Below are 17,360 nucleotides of genomic sequence, written 5' to 3'. Positions count from 1 at the left end.
GTGACTAGCACGCTAGCGTCGATCTCGTTCACCTAAGCCAGGACGCTAGCCAGCAGCCGGCGGCTCGAAACGATCGGATTGCCGCTGCATGCCCGCCGCGCGCCCTTTGGCGGCGATCACCAACGCCATCTTGCGGCTGGCTTCGTCGAGCATCTCGTCGCCGAGCATCACTGCCCCCCGGGAACCGCCGGCTGCCGAGGTGTGCCACTCGTAAGCCTCCAGGATCAGCTCGGCGTGGTCGTAGTCAGCTTGGCGTGGACTGAAGATCTCGTTGCCGGCAGCGATCTGGTCCGGATGCAGCACCCACTTGCCGTCGTAGCCCAATGCCGCCGATCGGCCCGCCACCCGCCGGAACGCCTCCACATCACGCACTTTGAGGTACGGGCCGTCGACGGCGGCGATGCCACGGGCGCGCGCGGCCACCAGGATCGTCATCAGCACGTGGTGGTAGGCGTCGCCGACGTCGTAGCCCACGGGTTGCTCGCCGACGACCAGCGTGCGGGTGTTCAGATTCGCCATCAGGTCGGCGGGGCCCAGCACCAGAGCCTGCACCCGCGGCACCGCGGCGATCGCATTGATGTTCGTCAGGCCGCGGGCGTCCTCGATCTGCGCGTCGATGCCGATCTCGCCCGCCGGGAGCCCGTAAATCGTCTCCAGCTGGGTCAGCAGCAGGTCGAGCGCCTGCACGTGCGAGACGTCGGAGACTTTCGGCAGCACCACCACGTCGAGCTTGGCGTCGGGCGCGGCGCCGACTGCGGACACCACCTCGATGACGTCGGCGTGCGTCCACGGCGTGGTCCAGTCGTTGACCCGCACCCCGCGCAACTGTCCGGCCCAGCCGGGCCCGGCCAGTGCGGCGGCCACCCGGCTGCGGGCATCCGCCTTGGCGTCGGGCGCCACGGCGTCCTCGAGATCGAGGAAGACCTCGTCGGCGGGCAGGCCTTTGGACTTGTCGATCATCTTCTGGCTGCTGCCCGGCACGGACAGGCACGTGCGGCGGGGCCGGTAGATGGCAGTCACGCTCCACTCACCGTTCTTGAATACCCTGTGAACCATGGCCTCGATCAACAGGGTGTACGCGGCGCGGCTGGCACGAATGCAAGTGCTGGGCCCGATGGGCGAGTCGCTCGGCCGCGTGCGCGACGTCGTGGTCAGCATCAGCATCGTCCGCCAGCAACCCCGAGTCCTCGGGCTTGTCGTCGAAATGAGTTCGCGCCGAAGGATTTTCGTACCGATTCTGCGAGTTGCCTCGATCGAGCCCAACGCGGTGACCCTCAACACCAACAGCGTTTCGTTGAGGCGGTTCGAACAGCGGCCGGGCGAAGTTTTGGTGCTGGGACAGATCGTGGACACCAAAGTGCGGGTCAAAGACCCCGAACTGCCGGAGCTCGCCGACACCGACGTTGTGGTGACCGACCTGGGTTTGGAGCAGACCCGAACGCGCGACTGGATGGTGACGCGGGTCGCGGTGCGCGCGCCCCGGCGCATCGGCCGGCGCAGCACCACGCACGTCGTGGGCTGGCGCAACGTGCAGGGGCTGACGCCGTCCGCGCTGGCGATGCCGGGGCAGGCCGTCGCGCAGTTGCTGCATCAATTCGAGACTTGGCGGCCGATCGAGGTGGCCGACGCGGTGCGTGAGTTGCCGGCGAAACGACGCCACGAGGTCGCCAGCGCGCTGGACAACGACCGGCTGGCCGACATCTTGCAGGAGCTACCGGAGAACGAGCAGGCCGAGTTGCTGATGCAACTGGGCGACGAACGCGCGACCGACGTGCTCGAGGAGATGGATCCCGACGACGCCGCCGACCTGCTCGGCACGATGAATCCGACGCTGGCCGAAAGACTGCTGCGTCAGATGGATCCCGAGGAGTCCGACCCGGTGCGGCGACTGTTGAAACACTCGCCCGACACCGCCGGGGGCTTGATGACCTCCGAACCGGTGGTGCTGAGCCCGGACACCTCGGTCGCCGAAGCGCTGGCCCGGGTGCGCGATCCGGATCTGACGCCGGCCTTGTCGTCGCTGGTGCTGGTCGTCCGCCCGCCGACCGCCACCCCGACCGGCCAATACCTGGGTTGCGTGACGCTGCAGCGGCTGCTGCGTGAGCCACCGTCCATGCTGGTCGGCGGGATCGTCGACGCTGACCTGCCCTGGCTGGAACCCGAGACCTCGCTGGGGGCACTGACCCGCTATTTCGCCGCCTACAACCTGGTCTGCGGTCCGGTGCTCGACAAGCAGCACCATCTGCTGGGCGCAGTGACGGTGGACGACGTGCTCGACCATCTGTTGCCGCACGACTGGCGGGCGACCGACGCAGAGCCGGCGCTGGACGCCGCGGGAGGACACCGATGAGCAAGTCGGCGCCACGGTCGCGGCTGTACACCCCGCGCAACTCGCGAGTGGTCACCCCACGGCTGGATTCCGACGCGGTCGGCCAGTTCACCGAATCGATCGCCCGCTTCTTCGGCACCGGCAGCTACTTGCTGCTGCAGACCGTGGCGGTGGTGGCATGGATCGTGCTGAACGTGTTCGCGGTCGGGCTGCGCTGGGATCCCTATCCATTCATCCTGCTCAACCTGGCGTTTTCCACCCAGGCGGCCTACGCCGCGCCGCTGATCCTGCTGGCCCAGAATCGCCAGGAGAACCGCGACCGGGTCGCGCTCGAAGAGGATCGCCGGCGAGCCGAGGAGACCAAGGCCGACACCGAATATCTGGCGCGCGAACTGGCCGCTTTACGGCTGGCGATCGGCGACGTCGCCAAAACCCGCGAGTACCTACGCCGCGAGCTGGAAGACCTGCGCGCGCTGCTGGAAGACCGGCACCTCGACGATGCGCAGCGACTCCCGGCGGACACCGACGACGATGCGGACCGACACGCCGCGTCGTCTAATTGACACGGCAGCAGCTGGGCAGTGTTTTCACAGGCAGAGAGTCCGCCATTGTTGTCACCGGCCCCGCCGGGGTTATGTATGGTGACCTAGTTCACGAGGCCCACGGGGTGCCGCGGGTCCCACAAACCTCGAGGACTAGGCAGGTCGAGTGCGGTTAGTCCGACGCACGGGCGCACGTCCGGCCCTGGCAAAGATGCGGCAGGCGATCCTGCGTGTGCCCAGAACCCCGAGAATCCCTGGCCCCGTTGTCAACGCTGCATCCTCGGTGCGCCGGGCCGGACTTCGGGTGGCAGAGGCGGCAAGGATCCCGGCTGCGGCCGCTGCCGTCGCGGCGACCGCCCGGCCCGTTACGGCGACGGTCCAGCAATCCCTGACCCGCACGGCCCGGGCACCGGCGTTCGGCGTGGCGATGATCGCCTGCCTGATCTATGCCAGCGTCGATGGTGCCGGTGCCCCGCCGTTCCCGCTGGCGAAATCGACGGTGCGCGACGCCGCCATCACCCCGGTTGCCGCGGTCGCGCGTGCCTCCACCGACCCGACCGGCCCACTGGTGATCGCCGTCGAGCATCCGAAGATCGGTTTCCACATCGCGGCGGCCACCGCGTCGGCTCCCCCGCCGACGATACTGGTGAATTCGCCTGGCGCGCTGGGTATCCCGGCGATGGCGCTGACCGCGTACCGCAACGCCGAACGGATGATGGCCAGCGCCGACCCGGGCTGTGGCATCAGCTGGAATCTGCTGGCCGGTATCGGGCGCATCGAATCAGGGCACGCCAACGGCGGCGCCACCGATGCCCGCGGGACCGCGGTCCGACCAATCTACGGCCCGACCCTGGACGGGACATTGCCCGGCAACGAGGTAATCGTCCAAAGTAGCGGCGCCGGACGGGTCAGCTACGCCCGCGCGATGGGACCGATGCAGTTCCTGCCGGGCACCTGGGCGCGCTACGCCTCCGACGGCGACGGCGACGGCATGGCCGATCCGCAGAACCTGTATGACGCCACCCTGGCCGCAGCTCGATACCTGTGCAGCGGCGGGCTGAACCTGCGCGACCAGTCGCAGGTACTGTCCTCGATCCTGCGCTACAACAACTCGATGCCGTACGCCCAAAATGTGCTGGGCTGGGCCGCGGCCTACGCCACCGGCGTCGTCCCGGTCGACCTGCCACCGCTGACCGGGCCGCCGCCGCCCCTGGGCGATGCCCACCTCGAGAACGCCGAAGGCCTGGGGCCGAATCTGCCGCTGAACATGCACGGCCTGCCGTCCACCGACCCGCTGGCCCAGATGCCGCTGATCGACCTCAGCGGGGGTCCCAGCACCGGCCCGCAGCCGTGGTCGATGCAGCGGACCCTGCCCTACGCGCCGTCGTGCACGGTGATCTGCATCGGCCAGGAAACCGGCACACCGCAGCAGACGTTCAATGCGCCGGCCAACCCGTTCGCGCCGCCCGCCAACCCGTTCGCGCCGCCCGCGCCTCTGATGGGCCTGCCGCCCGCCCCGCCACCGGCCGCTCCACCGGCTCCATTGCCACCGCCGGCCGCCCCTGCGCCGGCTCCCGCGCCGCCGGCTGCCGTAGCGCCGGCCGGGCAGCCCCCCGGCCCACCGCCCGCTCCCCCGGCCTGACCGGCCGTCCCGGCCCGCATCGTCGCCGGCTCAAGCCCAATAGTCCGGCTCCTCCGCGGGCCGAGACGGCCCGCATCGTCGCCGCACTACACTCGGCGGTGATGTCCGATCTGACTGCAGCCGTTCGCGCCTCGCTGGCCAAGGTTATTGACCCTGAACTGCGACGCCCCATCACCGAGCTCGGGATGGTCAAAGGTGTCCAGGCGGGCTCCGACGGCGACGTGCACGTCGAGATCTACCTGACCACCGGCGCGTGCCCGAAGAAGACCGAAATCAGCGACCGCGTGCGTCAAGCCGTCGCCGACGTGCCGGGCACCGGCGCGGTGCAGGTCAGCCTGGACGTGATGAGCGACGAGCAGCGCACCGAGCTACGCAAGCAGTTGCGCGGCGACGCCCGCGAGCCCGTCATCCCGTTCGCCCAGCCGGGATCGCTGACCCGGGTGTACGCCGTCGCCTCCGGCAAAGGCGGCGTGGGTAAGTCGACGGTGACGGTCAACCTGGCCGCGGCGATGGCCGCGCGCGGGGTATCGGTCGGGCTGCTCGATGCTGACATCCACGGCCACTCGATTCCGCGGATGATGGGCACGAACGATCGGCCAACACAGGTGGAATCGATGATTCTGCCTCCGATCGCTCACGAGGTGAAGGTCATCTCCATCGCCCAGTTCACCGACGGCAACGCCCCCGTCGCATGGCGTGGGCCGATGCTGCATCGGGCTCTGCAACAGTTTCTGGCCGACGTGTACTGGGGCGACCTGGATGTGCTGCTGCTCGACCTGCCACCCGGCACCGGCGACATCGCGATCTCGGTCGCTCAGCTGATCCCGAACGCCGAAATCATCGTGGTGACAACGCCTCAACTGGCCGCGGCCGAGGTCGCCGAACGGGCGGGCAGCATCGCACTGCAAACCCGCCAGCGTGTCGTCGGCGTAGTGGAGAACATGTCCGGGTTGCTACTCGCGGACGGCTCGACCTTGCAGGTGTTCGGCGAAGGCGGCGGCGCTCAGGTCACCGAGCGGCTAACGCGCGCAATGGGTGTCGACGTGCCGCTGCTCGGACAGATCCCGCTGGACCCCGCGCTGGTTGCCGCCGGCGACGCCGGGGTTCCTGTGGTGCTCAGCGCTCCCGATTCACCGGTCGGCAAGGAGTTGGCCAAAGTCGCGGAGAACCTGTCGTCGCGGCGCCGCGGACTGGCCGGCATGTCGCTGGGACTGGATACGAGCCGGCACTGAGTCAGGTGGCGTCGGTGTCGAACGGCACCGGCCCATCAGCGGCTGGATTCCACTGCGACTTCGTAACCGGTTGTGCCACAGCACTTTCCGGTGTGCCGACCGCGGGGCGGTCAAAGTTGCCGGTGAACAGCGAGTCGTCGCCGTCGAGGAGATGCTTGGTCAGCGCCGCGCGCGGTGACATACCGCGCAACTTGTTCAGCTCGGACAACGGCTCGCGCAGGTCGTCGAACTCGGGGCCGATGTCCTCACGCAGCTGGGTCGTCATTCCGCTGAGGTAGTCGCGGGCCTGCCGCAGCGCGGTGGACGTCCACCGGACCGCGCCGGGCAGGCGCTCGGGGCCCAGGACCACCAGCCCGACCACCACGAGCACCAGGATTTCGCCCCAGCCGACGTTGGCGAACACTAGCCGCCGTCCGGCCCCGGGGTCACTGTGAGCGTGACGTGGCGACCATCGCGGACCACCTCGATCGGAGCGGGCTGCCCAACGGTCAACTGGCGCACGGCGACAACGAATTCGTCGGCGTCGGCCACGCCGCGGTTGCCGACCTTGACCACCACGTCGTTCTCGAGGACGCCGCCCTTTTCCGCGGGGCCACCGGCCTTGACGTTGGCGACCTGCGCGCCCTGCGCGATTGCGTTGCTCACCGACCGCGCGCTCAGACCCAGTGTCGGGTGCACGATCTTGCCGTCCTTGATCAGCGTCTGCGCAACGAGTTTCGCCTCGTTGACCGGAATCGCGAAACCAAGCCCGCTGGCGCTGTCGGACAGCGACTTGCCGGCGGTGTTGATGCCGATGACCTGAGAGTTCATGTCGATCAGCGGTCCACCGGAGTTTCCGTGGTTGATCGAGGCGTCGGTCTGGATGGCGTCGATCACCGTGTCGGTGTCAGAACCCTCGCCCGACAACGGGATCGGGCGATGCAACGCGCTGATGATGCCGTGCGTCACGGTGCTGCGCAGACCAAGCGGCGCGCCGGCGGCCAGCACCTCATCGCCGACCCGAACCTTGTCGGAGTCACCGAGTTTGGCTACCGTCAGGTTGTTGACGTTGTCCACCTTGAGCACGGCCAAGTCGGTCTTCGGGTCGCGGCCGACCAAGTTGGCGGGCACTTCCTTGCCGTCGTTGAACACCACGGTGGTCTTGAACTGGCTCGGGTTGTTGGCCGCTTCGGAGATGACGTGGTTGTTGGTGACGATGTAGCCCTTTCCGTCGACCACGAATCCCGATCCCTGCATACCCTCTTGATCGCTGACCGATTGGATCGTGACAACCGAATCAGCCACCGTGGCAGCCACTTTGGCAAACCGGCCGGCGGGCGATTCGCTGTTGCCGTTGGTCGACAAGGTGACCTTGGAGGTGGTGAAGGCCTCGACGACTTCAGCTGTCTTGCGTCCCACCACACCACCGACCAGGCCGATCAGCAACGCCAGCACGGTAAGGACCAACAGCGCAAGATACGACACCCGTCCGCCGAACAGCACGTCGCGTACACCGAGCCGGTCGTGCGCAACGTCGGGGCCGTGGGCGCCGGTGCGCGCTAACGCCGGCTCACCCAGCGCCGCGGCCGCACCGGGGTCGCGCCATGGGTCCTCGGGGTCTTCGAGTTGGCCTTTGTTTCTGCCGTCGTCGAGTGCGCCCGCGTCGGTGGGATGGCGTTGCAGGGAATCGGCGCCGGGGAATGGGCGACCGAAGGCCTCCGACAGAACCGGGTCGGCCGGTTCGTCATGGGGGGTGAACTCGCCGGAGTCGCGATACTTCGACGGTCGCACCCGCTCGGCGACGAATGAGCCCGCGACACCGTCGGGACGGGCGAAGGCCTGACGCGATGCGGCGTCGACCGGCGGCCGGGACACCGGCCGCGGCGCCAGCCGAGGGGCGCCGTTGTTGTCTTGATCGGAGCTCACGTCATCCTCTTCCGAGCGCTGAAGCACACGCGCGCTATGGACTCGAGCACGGCGCCGCGCACCGGCTTGGCCAAACCGGTATCCACCCTACCGAGGCTCTGGGTGATCGGGCGTGCTGCCGTCACCGAACCGATCGGACAGCTTCGACGACCTGCCGCGTTCCGGCGGTGGACGATCGTTTCCCGGTGTCCGGGGCGGCCGCCACTGGCCGCTCTGCGCAGTACCCGCGTCGTCGTCGGGCGGGCAGTGTGGGATCTGCGACAGCAGTCCCAGCAGCGTGCTGGGCATTTTGATCGGGTGGGAATCGCGCAGCGCCTCGCGGGCCCGGCGATGTCCGTCCACTTCGGCGGCGCATTCCGGGCACAGCGAGATGTGGTGCGCTGCGCGCAGGTGCGCGTTCATTCGCAGCTCACCGTCGACAAAAGCGGCGATGGCCTCGGTCGACAAATGCTCGGTCGAGCCGAATTGCCGCGGGGCGCCGACCGGCGCGTCGCTTTGCGAGGCGAATTGGGCGGGGAGCCAGGAGAACGCTCGGCGGAAGACATGTCCCCGCTCGACCATCACCAACTCCTCTCGGTATCACGTCGGGTTTTGCGGCACTACCTCGAATGTAGCGCGCTGACCGAGGCCGAACACCGATGAACAGCCGATCAGGTGGCGTGTGTCTTAGTCTGCGAGGCCCGGCGCAACGCCGGCAGCTGACGGCGTGCCGCTCACGGAGTGCGCCGCCAGGTAGTCGCGCAACGCCTGCCGGCCGCGGTGGATACGGCTACGCACGGTTCCGAGCTTCACCCCGAGGGTGGCGCCGATCTCCTCGTAGGACAGTCCCTCGATGTCACACAAGACCACTGCTGCGCGGAATTCGGGAGGCAGCGAATCCAACGCCGCCTGCAGGTCAGGGCCCAGCCGGGAGTCGTGGTAGATCTCCTCCGGGTTGGGCTCGTCGGCCGGCACCCGGTCGTAGTCGTCAGGCAGCGCCTCCATCCGGACCCGGCCGCGCCGTCGCACCATGTCCAGGAAGAGGTTGGTGGTGATGCGGTGCAACCAGCCTTCGAAGGTTCCCGGCTGGTAGTTCTGCACCGACCTGAAAACCCGGATAAAGGTTTCCTGGGTCAGATCCTCGGCGTCGTGTTGATTACCGGAGAGCCGGTAGGCCAACCGGTAGACGCGGTCGGCGTGCTGACGGACCAGCTCATCCCATGACGGCATCGCCGCCTTGTCTCCGGTCGCGTCGAAGACCGCGGTGCCGTAGGGCTGCTCCGCAGGCTCGACCCAATCAGCGTCGCGGTGCTGCTCGGGGTGCGACATGCTGGACGGGCTCATCAGGGCGGTGATGTTCAATTCCTCCGGGCTCGGACTGCCGTCGATGCTGGGCAAGTCATCAACGCGCGCAACGCGAAGTTGGCGGGGAGTATTCCCCGACCAGCGGCCGCCACGCTCCATGGGCAATACCGTCGCCTACTGGCGTATGCGCGGTATGTGACCGCACTGAACATTCACTGAGAATGGTCCCCTATACCCTGTTGCGCTGGTCATATGGGGTCAGGTCTCATTTCGATCACGGTGCGGGCGCGCGCGTGTCCGGCGCGGACTCCGGGCGCGCCTGACCGCAGGCGGCATGGGTTGGACTTACGCTCACGCCATGGCCACGACCGACCGCACACCAGGCCAACCTGCGTCGACGAGTCGGGCCGAGTCCCTCTCGGCGCACGCGGAGGGCTCGATCTCCGAGGATTCGGTCTTGCTGGCCGCCCGCGAGCGTGCCGCCGACATCGGCGCCGGTGCGGTGACACCGGCGGTCGGCGCGCTGCTCAGCCTGCTGACCAAGCTCAGCGGCGGCAAGGCCGTCGTCGAGGTGGGCACGGGTGCCGGGGTCAGCAGCCTGTGGTTGTTGTCGGGGATGAGCGACGACGGCGTGCTCACCACCATCGACATCGAGCCCGAACACCAGCGGATCGCCAAGGAGGCTTTTTCCGATGCGGGCATCGGCCCGTCGCGAACCCGGCTGATCAGCGGGCGGGCTCAGGAAGTGCTGACCCGGCTGGCCGACGACTCCTACGACCTGGTCTTCATCGACGCCGACCCACTCGACCAGCCGGATTACGTGGTCGAGGGGGTACGGTTGCTGCGCTCCGGCGGTGTGATCGTCGTGCACGGGGCGGCGGCCGGCGGCCGGGCCGGCGATCCGGCGGCCCGCGACGCCGACGTGGTGGCGGTGCGTGAGGCGGCCCGGCTGATCGCCGAGAACGAGCTGCTCACCCCGGCGCTGATCCCGCTCGGCGACGGCCTGCTGGCCGCCGTTCGGGACTGACGGTCAGCGCTGCAGCACCGCGACGACCTTTTTGGCCGTCGCCTTGGCCGAGCCCGGGTTCTGCCCGGTGACCAGCCGGCCGTCGACAACGACGTGCGAGGCAAAAGGAATCAGGCCCTTCTCGTACCGCGCGCCACGCTTTTTGGCTTCGTCTTCGGCGTTGTAGGGCACTAGTTTGGCGACCCCGGCCAGACGTTCCTCCGACCAGGCGAACCCGGTCATTTTCCGGCCGGCCACCAAGAACGATCCGTCTGACAGCTTGGTGTTGAGCAGGCCGCAGTAACCGTGGCAGACCGAGGACACGACTCCGCCGCGCTCGAAGATCTCACGGGTAATACGTTGCAGCCCATCGTTATCGGGGAAATCGAACATCACCGCGTGACCTCCGGTGAAGTAGATCGCATCGAAGTCCGCCGAATCGATGTCCTCGGGCGAGGCAGTGCGGTGCAGCAGGATCATCTTCCTGTCGTTGGCCTTCCACGCTTTGGCGCTCTTGTCGTAGTTCGGAAACTTCAGCGAACGCGGCTCCAGCGGTGACCGGCCGCCCTTCGGGCTCACGATCGTCTGCTCGTAACCCGCCGTGGCGAAGGCTTGGTACGCCTGCGTCAGCTCCGATAGCCATAGCCCGGTGGGCTCGGACGGATCGTCGTAATGGGCGACGTTGGTGACGACATTCAGGATGCGCTTGGTCATGCCCCAAGGATTCCCTCGACGCTCCGTCCATCGCTGCGTTTCCGCCAGACTCTTGACGCCCGGCTGAACAAGCGTTTAATCTTCTGAACATGCGTTCAGTCGACGATCTCACCGCCGCGGCCCGGATCCGCGACGCGGCGATCGAGCGGTTCGGCGGGCAGGGCTTCGAGGTCGGGCTGCGCTCCATCGCCGAAGCGGCCGGCGTGAGCGCGGCGCTGGTCATCCACCACTTCGGCTCCAAAGACGGGCTGCGCAAGGCCTGCGACGACTACGTCGCCGAAGAGATCCGCACCGGGAAGTCCGAGGCGATGAACTCCAGCGACCCGGCCACCTGGTTTGCCGCGATGGCCGAAATCGAGGAATACGCACCCTTGATGGCCTATCTGGTGCGCAGCATGCAGACCGGCGGCGAGCTCGCGAAAACGTTGTGGCGCACGATGATCGACAACGCCGAGAGTTACCTGAATGAGGGCGTCGACACCGGCATCCTCAAGCCCAGCCGCGACCCGGTTGCCCGGGCCAAGTTTCTGGCGATCACCGGCGGCGGCGGCTTTCTGCTGTATATCCAAATGCACGAAACCCCAACAGATTTGCGGGCGGTACTGCGCGACTACGGCCGCGACATGGTGCTGCCCGCCCTCGAGCTTTACACCGACGGGCTGATGACCGACGGCCACATGTACGACGCCTTCCTCGCTCAAGCACAAGGAGAAACCGATGGCAGTGAACAGTAACCATTACCCGATCGAAATCCGGGATCTGAAAAAGAGTTTCGGTGCGGCCCGGGCACTCGACGGCCTGGAGCTGACGGTGCGCGAGGGTGAGGTGCACGGTTTCCTGGGACCCAACGGCGCCGGGAAGTCGACGACGATCCGGATTCTGCTGGGAGTGGTGAAGGCCGACTGCGGGACGGCACGTTTGCTCGGCGGCGACCCCTGGACCGACGCGGTCACGCTGCATCGGCAGATCGCCTATGTTCCAGGCGATGTCACGCTGTGGCCGAACCTGACCGGCGGCGAGACCATCGACCTGCTGGCTCGCATGCGTGGCGGCATCGACGAGAAGCACCGCGCAGAGCTGATCGAACGCTTCGAACTCGACCCGCACAAGAAGGCGCGAACCTACTCCAAAGGCAATCGGCAGAAGGTGTCGCTGATCTCCGCATTCTCGTCCCGGGCGCGGCTACTGCTACTCGACGAGCCGAGTAGCGGCCTGGACCCGTTGATGGAGAACATCTTTCAGCAATGCGTCGCCGAAGCACGCGACCGCGGCGCGACGGTCCTGCTGTCCAGTCACATCCTGGCCGAAACCGAGGCACTCTGCGAGCGGGTGACGATCATCCGCGCCGGCAAGACCGTCGAGAGCGGGACGCTGGAATCGATGCGGCATCTCAGCCGGACGACGATCACCGCCGAACTGCTCAGGGATCCGGGTGATCTCACCCGCATCCGCGGCGTCGAGGACGTCAGCTACGAAGGGACCACGTTGCACGCCCACGTCGACAGCGAAGGGCTCGGCGAGCTTATCCGGGTGCTCGGCGACACCGGCGTTCGCAGCCTGGTCAGCCAGCCCCCCACGCTGGAAGAGCTTTTCATGCGGCACTACGGCGCCGACGGTCATCGTCAGCTGAGCACTCAAGGTGCACGTCGATGACCGCCACGTTGGAACGGTCGCAGCACCCAGGACACGAGGCGCCGCAACATGGTTCGGCCTTCACCGGCACACTCGGAATGCTCCGGCTCTATCTGCGCCGCGACCGGATCGTGCTGCCGCTCTGGGTGTTACTGCTCTCGTTGCCCCTGGCCACCGTCTATGTCGGCGGCGTCGAAAAGGTCTACCCCGACCAAGGGGCCCGCGCCGGTTTCGCCGCCATGATCATGGCGAGCCCGGCGCAGCGCGCGCTCTACGGAAAGATCTACAACGACAGCCTCGGCGCGACCGGCATTTGGAAAGCCGGCATGTTCCATCTGCTGATCGCCGTGGCGGTCATCCTCACCGTCATCCGCCACACCCGCGCCGACGAAGAGACCGGCCGCGCCGAACTCATCGACTCGACCGCGGTGGGCCGGTACGCCGGGCTGTCCGCGGCCCTGCTGTTGTCGTTCGGGGCGTCGCTGATCACCGGTGCGCTCGGCGCCGCCGGACTGCTGGGCACCAGCGTGCCCCCACCCGGATCGCTGGCATTCGGTGCGGCGCTGGGCTGTTCCGGCCTGGTGTTCACCGCGGTAGCCGCAGTCGCAGCCCAACTGTCGTCGAGCGCGCGGTTCGCGCGTGGCGCCGCCTTCACCGTGCTGGCAACCGCTTTCACGCTGCGCGCCGTCGGTGACGCCGGGGCGAGCGCGTTGTCGTGGTTCTCGCCGCTGGGCTGGTCGCTGCAGGTCCGCCCGTACGCCGGTGACCGGTGGTGGGTGTTGCTGCTGCATCTGGCGACGACGGTCCTGCTCACCGCGCTGGCCTACCGGCTCCTTGCGCGTCGTGACGTGGGTGCAGGGCTGATCGCCGAACGCGCCGGCCCGGGCACCGCAACACCGTTGCTGCGGAACGCTTTCGGCCTGGCCTGGCGGCTGGATCGCGGCGCTCTGCTGCTGTGGACCGTCGGGTTGTGCCTGTACGGCTTGCTGATCGGCAGCATCGTGCACGGCATCGGCGACGAGCTGGGCGGCGACACAGCGCGCGACATCGTCGTCCGCATGGGCGGCACCGGCGTCGTGGAACAGGCCTTCGTCGCAGCCGCGTTCAGCATGCTGGGCATGATGGCGGCTGCGTTCGCCATTTCGCTGACGCTGCGCCTGCACCAAGAAGAGGCCGGCCAACGGACCGAGACGCTACTGGGCGGCGCGGTAAGCCGAAGCCGTTGGCTGGCAAGTCATGTCATGATCGCGTTGGCGGGATCGGCGGTGGCGATCGGGATCGCCGGCGCGGTTGCCGGACTCAGCTACGGAATCGCCGCCCACGACCTCGGCGGCAAATTACTCATGGTCCTGGGCACCGCCGTTGTACAGCTCCCCGCCGTGTGGCTGCCCGCCGCGGTAACCGTCGCATTATTCGGGCTGGCACCGCGATTCAGTCCGGTGGCATGGGGAGTACTGGTCGGATTCGTCGCGCTGTACCTGATCGGGTCGTTGTCGGGCTTTCCGCAGTGGGTGCTCGACCTCGAACCGTTCGCGCACGTTCCGCTCGTCACTGGCGCTGCCTTCACACCGGTTCCGCTGCTGTGGTCGTTGGCTATCGACGCCGCGCTGATCGCCCTGGGAATGGCGGCCTTCCGCCGCCGTGATGTGCAGACCTAAGGAGGTTCATGATGAAAACTATTGCAAAGGGCCTACTTTCAGCCACTCTGGGCCTGGTGGCCTTTGGATTGATGCTGTTCCTGCCGGCCGGGACGATTCATTACTGGCAGGCATGGGCTTTCCTTGGGGTGTTCGCGCTCTCCACGTGGATCCCGAGTGTGTACCTGATGCGCACGAACCCCGCCGCGCTCGAGCGGCGGATGCGGGTGGGGCCGTCAGCGGAGACCCGACCGCTGCAGCGGATCCTCATCACCGTCGTGTTCGTCTCGTTTCCGGCCATGTTCGTGATAAGCGCCCTCGATCACCGCTTCGGCTGGTCGTCGCCGGTACCGGCGTCCGTCTCGGTGATCGGCGACGTCCTGGTCGCGATCGGCCTCGGCCTGTCGATGCTGGTGATCGTCCAAAACGCTTATGCGGCAGCCAATGTCACCGTCGAGGAGGGCCAGCAGCTCGTCTCCACCGGTCTGTACGGGCTGGTGCGCCATCCGATGTACACCGGGAACGTGTTCTTGATGCTCGGCATCCCGCCGGCACTCGGCTCGTACTGGGGCCTGATCCTGGTCATCCCCGGCGTCATCGTGCTCATCCTGCGCATCGGCGATGAAGAGGATCTGCTCACCCACGAACTCAGCGGCTACCGCGACTACACCCGACGGGTGCACTACCGCTTGGTGCCCTACGTCTGGTGATGCCTCGCCTAGATCCAGACGCCCTTGCCCACCGCGACCACGCCGCCGGCGCTGATCGCGAAGCGCTCGCGATCCTTCTCCAGATCCACTCCGACCATCTCGCCGGGTCCGACCACGACGTTCTTGTCCAGGATCGCGTGACGCACCACGGCCCCGCGGCCGACGCGGGCGCCGGGCATGATCACGCTGCCCTCCACGATCGCGCCGTCGTCGACCACGACGTTCGACGACAGCACCGAGTTACGCACCGACGCCGCCGAGATGATGCTGCCCGCGCCCACCACCGACTCCTGGGCGGAGCCGCCGTTGACGAACTTGGCCGGCGCCAGGTTCTCCGACTCGCCGCGGATCGGCCAGCGCTTGTTGTAGAGGTTGAACACCGGATGCACGGACACCAAGTCCATGTGGGCGTCGTAGAACGCATCTAAAGTCCCGACGTCGCGCCAGTAGCCCCGGTCGCGGTCGGTGGCACCGGGCACTTCGTTGTCGGAGAAGTCGTAGACCGCGGCCATCCCATCGCCAACCACTCGCGGGATGATGTCGCCGCCCATGTCGTGATCGGAATGGTCTTCATCGGCGTCGGCGCGGATCGCGTCGATGAGCACCTTGGTGGTGAAGATGTAGTTCCCCATCGAAACGAAGGTGGCATCCGGGTCGTCGGGCGTGCCGGGCGGCTCGGCCGGCTTCTCGGCGAAGCTGCGGATACGGCCGGACTCGTCGGCGTCGATGCAGCCGAACGCGGCCGCCTCGGCGCGGGGCACCCGGATCCCGGCGACGGTGGCCCCGGCGCCGCTCTCGACATGGAAGCAGAGCATCTGCTCGGGGTCCATCCGGTAGACGTGGTCGGCGCCGAAAACCACGATGTACTCCGGATCCTCGTCGTAGATCAGGTTCAGCGACTGATAGATCGCGTCCGCCGAACCGGTGTACCAACGCGGTCCGAGCCGCTGCTGGGCCGGAACCGGGGTGATGTATTCACCGGCCAAACCGGACAATCGCCAGTTCTGAGAAATATGGCGGTCCAACGAATGCGACTTGTACTGGGTGAGGACGCAGATCCGCAGATAGCGGGCGTTGACGAGATTGGACAGCACGAAGTCGATCAGTCGATATGCGCCACCGAAGGGGACCGCTGGCTTGGCGCGGTCGGCGGTCAATGGATACAACCGCTTGCCCTCACCGCCGGCCAGGACAATGCCCAGCACATGTGGCGCTTCCCTCATGGATCAAACCTATCGGCCGCCGCGAACCCCTGCCATATCAAACAGATGAATACCCACGCGGACGGATTGTCCATCAACAAATTTGGATGACTTCGATAACCCGGTGGCGCTGCACTGCCCGCGGGCGACCACTACGGTGCCGGATATGCGCGTGGCGATGATGACTCGGGAGTACCCGCCGGAGGTCTACGGCGGAGCCGGGGTGCACGTGACCGAGCTCGTCGCGCAACTGCGCAAGTTATGCCAGGTCGACGTGCACTGCATGGGGGCTCCGCGGCCCGGGGCGTTCGCCTACCAGCCGGACACCCAACTGCGCGGCGCGAATCCGGCGCTCTCGACGCTGTCGTCCGATCTGGTGATGGCCAACGCCGCCGCGGAGGCCACCGTCGTCCACTCGCACACCTGGTATGCCGGGATGGCCGGACAACTGACCTCGCTGCTCTACGACATTCCCCATGTGCTGACCGCGCATTCGCTGGAGCCGTTGCGGCCGTGGAAGGCCGAGCAACTCGGTGGCGGCTACCGCGTCTCGTCGTGGGTGGAACAGACCGCGCTGAATGCCGCCGACGCGGTGATCGCGGTCAGTTCCGGGATGCGTGCGGACGTATTGCGGGTCTACCCAATGGTGGATCCCGACCGAGTGCACGTCGTGCGCAACGGGATCGACACCGAGGTCTGGTATCCGGCCGAAGGGCTGGGATCCCAGCCCGGCGAGTCGGTGCTGGCCGACCTCGGAGTCGACCGCAGCCGTCCGATAGTCGCATTCGTCGGGCGGATCACCCGGCAGAAGGGTGTGGCCCACCTACTGGCGGCCGCGCACGATTTCGATCCCGCCGTCCAATTGGTGCTGTGCGCCGGAGCGCCCGACACACCGGAAATCGCCGCCGAAGTGAGCGCCGGGGTGGCGGAGTTGGCCCGCACGCGCACCGCCGTGTTCTGGGTCCGGGAAATGCTGCCCATCGGAAAGATTCGCGAGATACTCTCGGCGGCAACGGTTTTCGTATGCCCGTCGGTGTACGAGCCACTGGGAATCGTCAACCTCGAAGCGATGGCATGCGGCACCGCGGTGGTCGCCTCCGACGTCGGCGGCATCCCCGAGGTGGTTGCCGATTCAGTGACCGGTTCGCTGGTGCACTACGACCCCGGCGACCCGGACGGCTTCCAGGCCCGGATCGCCCGAGCGGTCAACGCGTTGGTCACCGATCCGGAGCAGGCGGAGCGTTATGGCCAAGCAGGGCGGCGGCGCTGCATCGCCGAATTCTCCTGGGCGCAGATCGCGCAGCAGACGCTGGAGATCTACCAGAAGCTGGCTTAGCTGGTGACGCCTTTGAGTTCGTCGCCAAGTGCAGCGGCTTCATCGGGAGTCAGCTCGACGACTAGTCGACCACCGCCCTCCAGCGGTACCCGCATCACGATGCCGCGCCCCTCCTTCGTCGCTTCCAGTGGACCGTCACCGGTCCGGGGCTTCATCGCCGCCATCGAGCGCTCCCTCCAGATTCGAGCT

General features: G+C 67.3%; 18 protein-coding genes. 10 read left to right on the top strand and 8 right to left on the bottom strand.

All coding sequences use genetic code 11. From position 1 onward, the window contains the following. Nucleotides 1-45: 45 nt before the first annotated feature. A complete protein-coding gene (locus VGG53_RS00610) occupies nt 46-1,020 on the bottom strand; it encodes a CoA ester lyase (RefSeq protein ID WP_331516005.1) in 975 nt (324 codons plus the stop codon). 34 nt (nt 1,021-1,054) lie between these two features. Here VGG53_RS00610 and VGG53_RS00605 point away from each other — a divergent pair, with 34 nt between their 5' ends. From VGG53_RS00605 to VGG53_RS00590, 4 genes are all read left to right on the top strand, one after another. Continuing rightward, entirely contained in the window at nt 1,055-2,350 is a 1,296-nt protein-coding gene (locus VGG53_RS00605) for a magnesium transporter MgtE N-terminal domain-containing protein (protein ID WP_331516004.1), read from the top strand. Beyond that, on the top strand, nt 2,347-2,892 hold the full coding sequence (locus tag VGG53_RS00600; protein WP_414688843.1) for a DUF1003 domain-containing protein: 546 nt from the start codon (nt 2,347-2,349) through the stop codon (nt 2,890-2,892). The genes VGG53_RS00605 and VGG53_RS00600 overlap by 4 nt, the downstream gene beginning before the upstream one ends. A gap of 406 nt (nt 2,893-3,298) precedes the next feature. Beyond that, nucleotides 3,299-4,513 (top strand): lytic transglycosylase domain-containing protein, encoded by a 1,215-nt coding sequence (locus VGG53_RS00595; protein WP_331516023.1) that lies wholly within the window; start codon nt 3,299-3,301, stop codon nt 4,511-4,513. Between the two features lie 74 nt (nt 4,514-4,587). Beyond that, the gene (locus VGG53_RS00590) at nt 4,588-5,745 is read left to right on the top strand and encodes an Mrp/NBP35 family ATP-binding protein (protein WP_331516021.1); all 1,158 of its coding nucleotides are present in this window, start codon (nt 4,588-4,590) and stop codon (nt 5,743-5,745) included. 1 nt (nt 5,746) lies between these two features. Here VGG53_RS00590 and tatB read toward each other — a convergent pair whose 3' ends face one another. From tatB to sigE, 4 genes are all read right to left on the bottom strand, one after another. After that, the gene (gene tatB / locus VGG53_RS00585; RefSeq protein WP_331516003.1) at nt 5,747-6,148 is read right to left on the bottom strand and encodes a Sec-independent protein translocase protein TatB; all 402 of its coding nucleotides are present in this window, start codon (nt 6,146-6,148) and stop codon (nt 5,747-5,749) included. Beyond that, the gene (locus VGG53_RS00580; protein WP_331516002.1) at nt 6,148-7,650 is read right to left on the bottom strand and encodes a S1C family serine protease; all 1,503 of its coding nucleotides are present in this window, start codon (nt 7,648-7,650) and stop codon (nt 6,148-6,150) included. Before VGG53_RS00580 ends, tatB begins: the two co-directional genes overlap by 1 nt. A gap of 87 nt (nt 7,651-7,737) precedes the next feature. Next, complete coding sequence (gene rseA, locus VGG53_RS00575; protein WP_331516001.1) at nt 7,738-8,211, bottom strand: anti-sigma E factor RseA; 474 nt, start codon at nt 8,209-8,211, stop codon at nt 7,738-7,740. 105 nt (nt 8,212-8,316) lie between these two features. Further along, nucleotides 8,317-9,093 carry an RNA polymerase sigma factor SigE gene (gene sigE, locus VGG53_RS00570; RefSeq protein ID WP_331515999.1) on the bottom strand — a complete coding sequence of 259 codons (777 nt, stop codon included), beginning with the start codon at nt 9,091-9,093 and terminating at the stop codon, nt 8,317-8,319. Between the two features lie 199 nt (nt 9,094-9,292). On the opposite strand from sigE, the gene VGG53_RS00565 reads away from it, so the two are divergent. Continuing rightward, a complete protein-coding gene (locus tag VGG53_RS00565; RefSeq protein WP_331515997.1) occupies nt 9,293-9,961 on the top strand; it encodes an O-methyltransferase in 669 nt (222 codons plus the stop codon). A 3-nt stretch (nt 9,962-9,964) separates the two neighbouring features. On the opposite strand, the gene VGG53_RS00560 is transcribed toward VGG53_RS00565, so the two are convergent. After that, complete coding sequence (locus tag VGG53_RS00560) at nt 9,965-10,654, bottom strand: type 1 glutamine amidotransferase domain-containing protein (RefSeq protein ID WP_331515995.1); 690 nt, start codon at nt 10,652-10,654, stop codon at nt 9,965-9,967. A gap of 89 nt (nt 10,655-10,743) precedes the next feature. On the opposite strand from VGG53_RS00560, the gene VGG53_RS00555 reads away from it, so the two are divergent. From VGG53_RS00555 to VGG53_RS00540, 4 genes are read left to right on the top strand one after another with little or no spacing between them, the layout of a single operon-like run. After that, complete coding sequence (locus VGG53_RS00555) at nt 10,744-11,388, top strand: TetR/AcrR family transcriptional regulator (RefSeq protein WP_331515994.1); 645 nt, start codon at nt 10,744-10,746, stop codon at nt 11,386-11,388. Then, a complete protein-coding gene (locus VGG53_RS00550) occupies nt 11,372-12,307 on the top strand; it encodes an ABC transporter ATP-binding protein (protein ID WP_331515993.1) in 936 nt (311 codons plus the stop codon). The genes VGG53_RS00555 and VGG53_RS00550 overlap by 17 nt, the downstream gene beginning before the upstream one ends. Next, nucleotides 12,304-13,944 (top strand): ABC transporter permease, encoded by a 1,641-nt coding sequence (locus VGG53_RS00545; RefSeq protein ID WP_331515992.1) that lies wholly within the window; start codon nt 12,304-12,306, stop codon nt 13,942-13,944. The genes VGG53_RS00550 and VGG53_RS00545 overlap by 4 nt, the downstream gene beginning before the upstream one ends. 11 nt (nt 13,945-13,955) lie before the next feature. Next, nucleotides 13,956-14,633, top strand: a complete 678-nt coding sequence (locus VGG53_RS00540; RefSeq protein WP_331515991.1) for an isoprenylcysteine carboxylmethyltransferase family protein — start codon at nt 13,956-13,958, stop codon at nt 14,631-14,633. 8 nt (nt 14,634-14,641) lie between these two features. Here VGG53_RS00540 and glgC read toward each other — a convergent pair whose 3' ends face one another. Continuing rightward, nucleotides 14,642-15,856, bottom strand: coding sequence for a glucose-1-phosphate adenylyltransferase (glgC, locus tag VGG53_RS00535; protein ID WP_331515990.1), 1,215 nt, complete (start codon nt 15,854-15,856; stop codon nt 14,642-14,644). A gap of 145 nt (nt 15,857-16,001) precedes the next feature. On the opposite strand from glgC, the gene glgA reads away from it, so the two are divergent. Further along, on the top strand, nt 16,002-17,171 hold the full coding sequence (glgA, locus tag VGG53_RS00530) for a glycogen synthase (RefSeq protein WP_331516020.1): 1,170 nt from the start codon (nt 16,002-16,004) through the stop codon (nt 17,169-17,171). Here glgA and VGG53_RS00525 read toward each other — a convergent pair. Then, entirely contained in the window at nt 17,168-17,335 is a 168-nt protein-coding gene (locus VGG53_RS00525; RefSeq protein WP_003406247.1) for a DUF3117 domain-containing protein, read from the bottom strand. The genes glgA and VGG53_RS00525 overlap by 4 nt on opposite strands. Between the last annotated feature and the right edge of the window lie 25 nt (nt 17,336-17,360).

This window comes from Mycobacterium sp., assembly GCF_036490025.1.
Lineage (GTDB): Bacteria > Actinomycetota > Actinomycetes > Mycobacteriales > Mycobacteriaceae > Mycobacterium.
The sequence above is the reverse complement of the archived record's forward strand: the minus strand, read 5'-3'. Positions and strand labels throughout refer to the sequence as shown.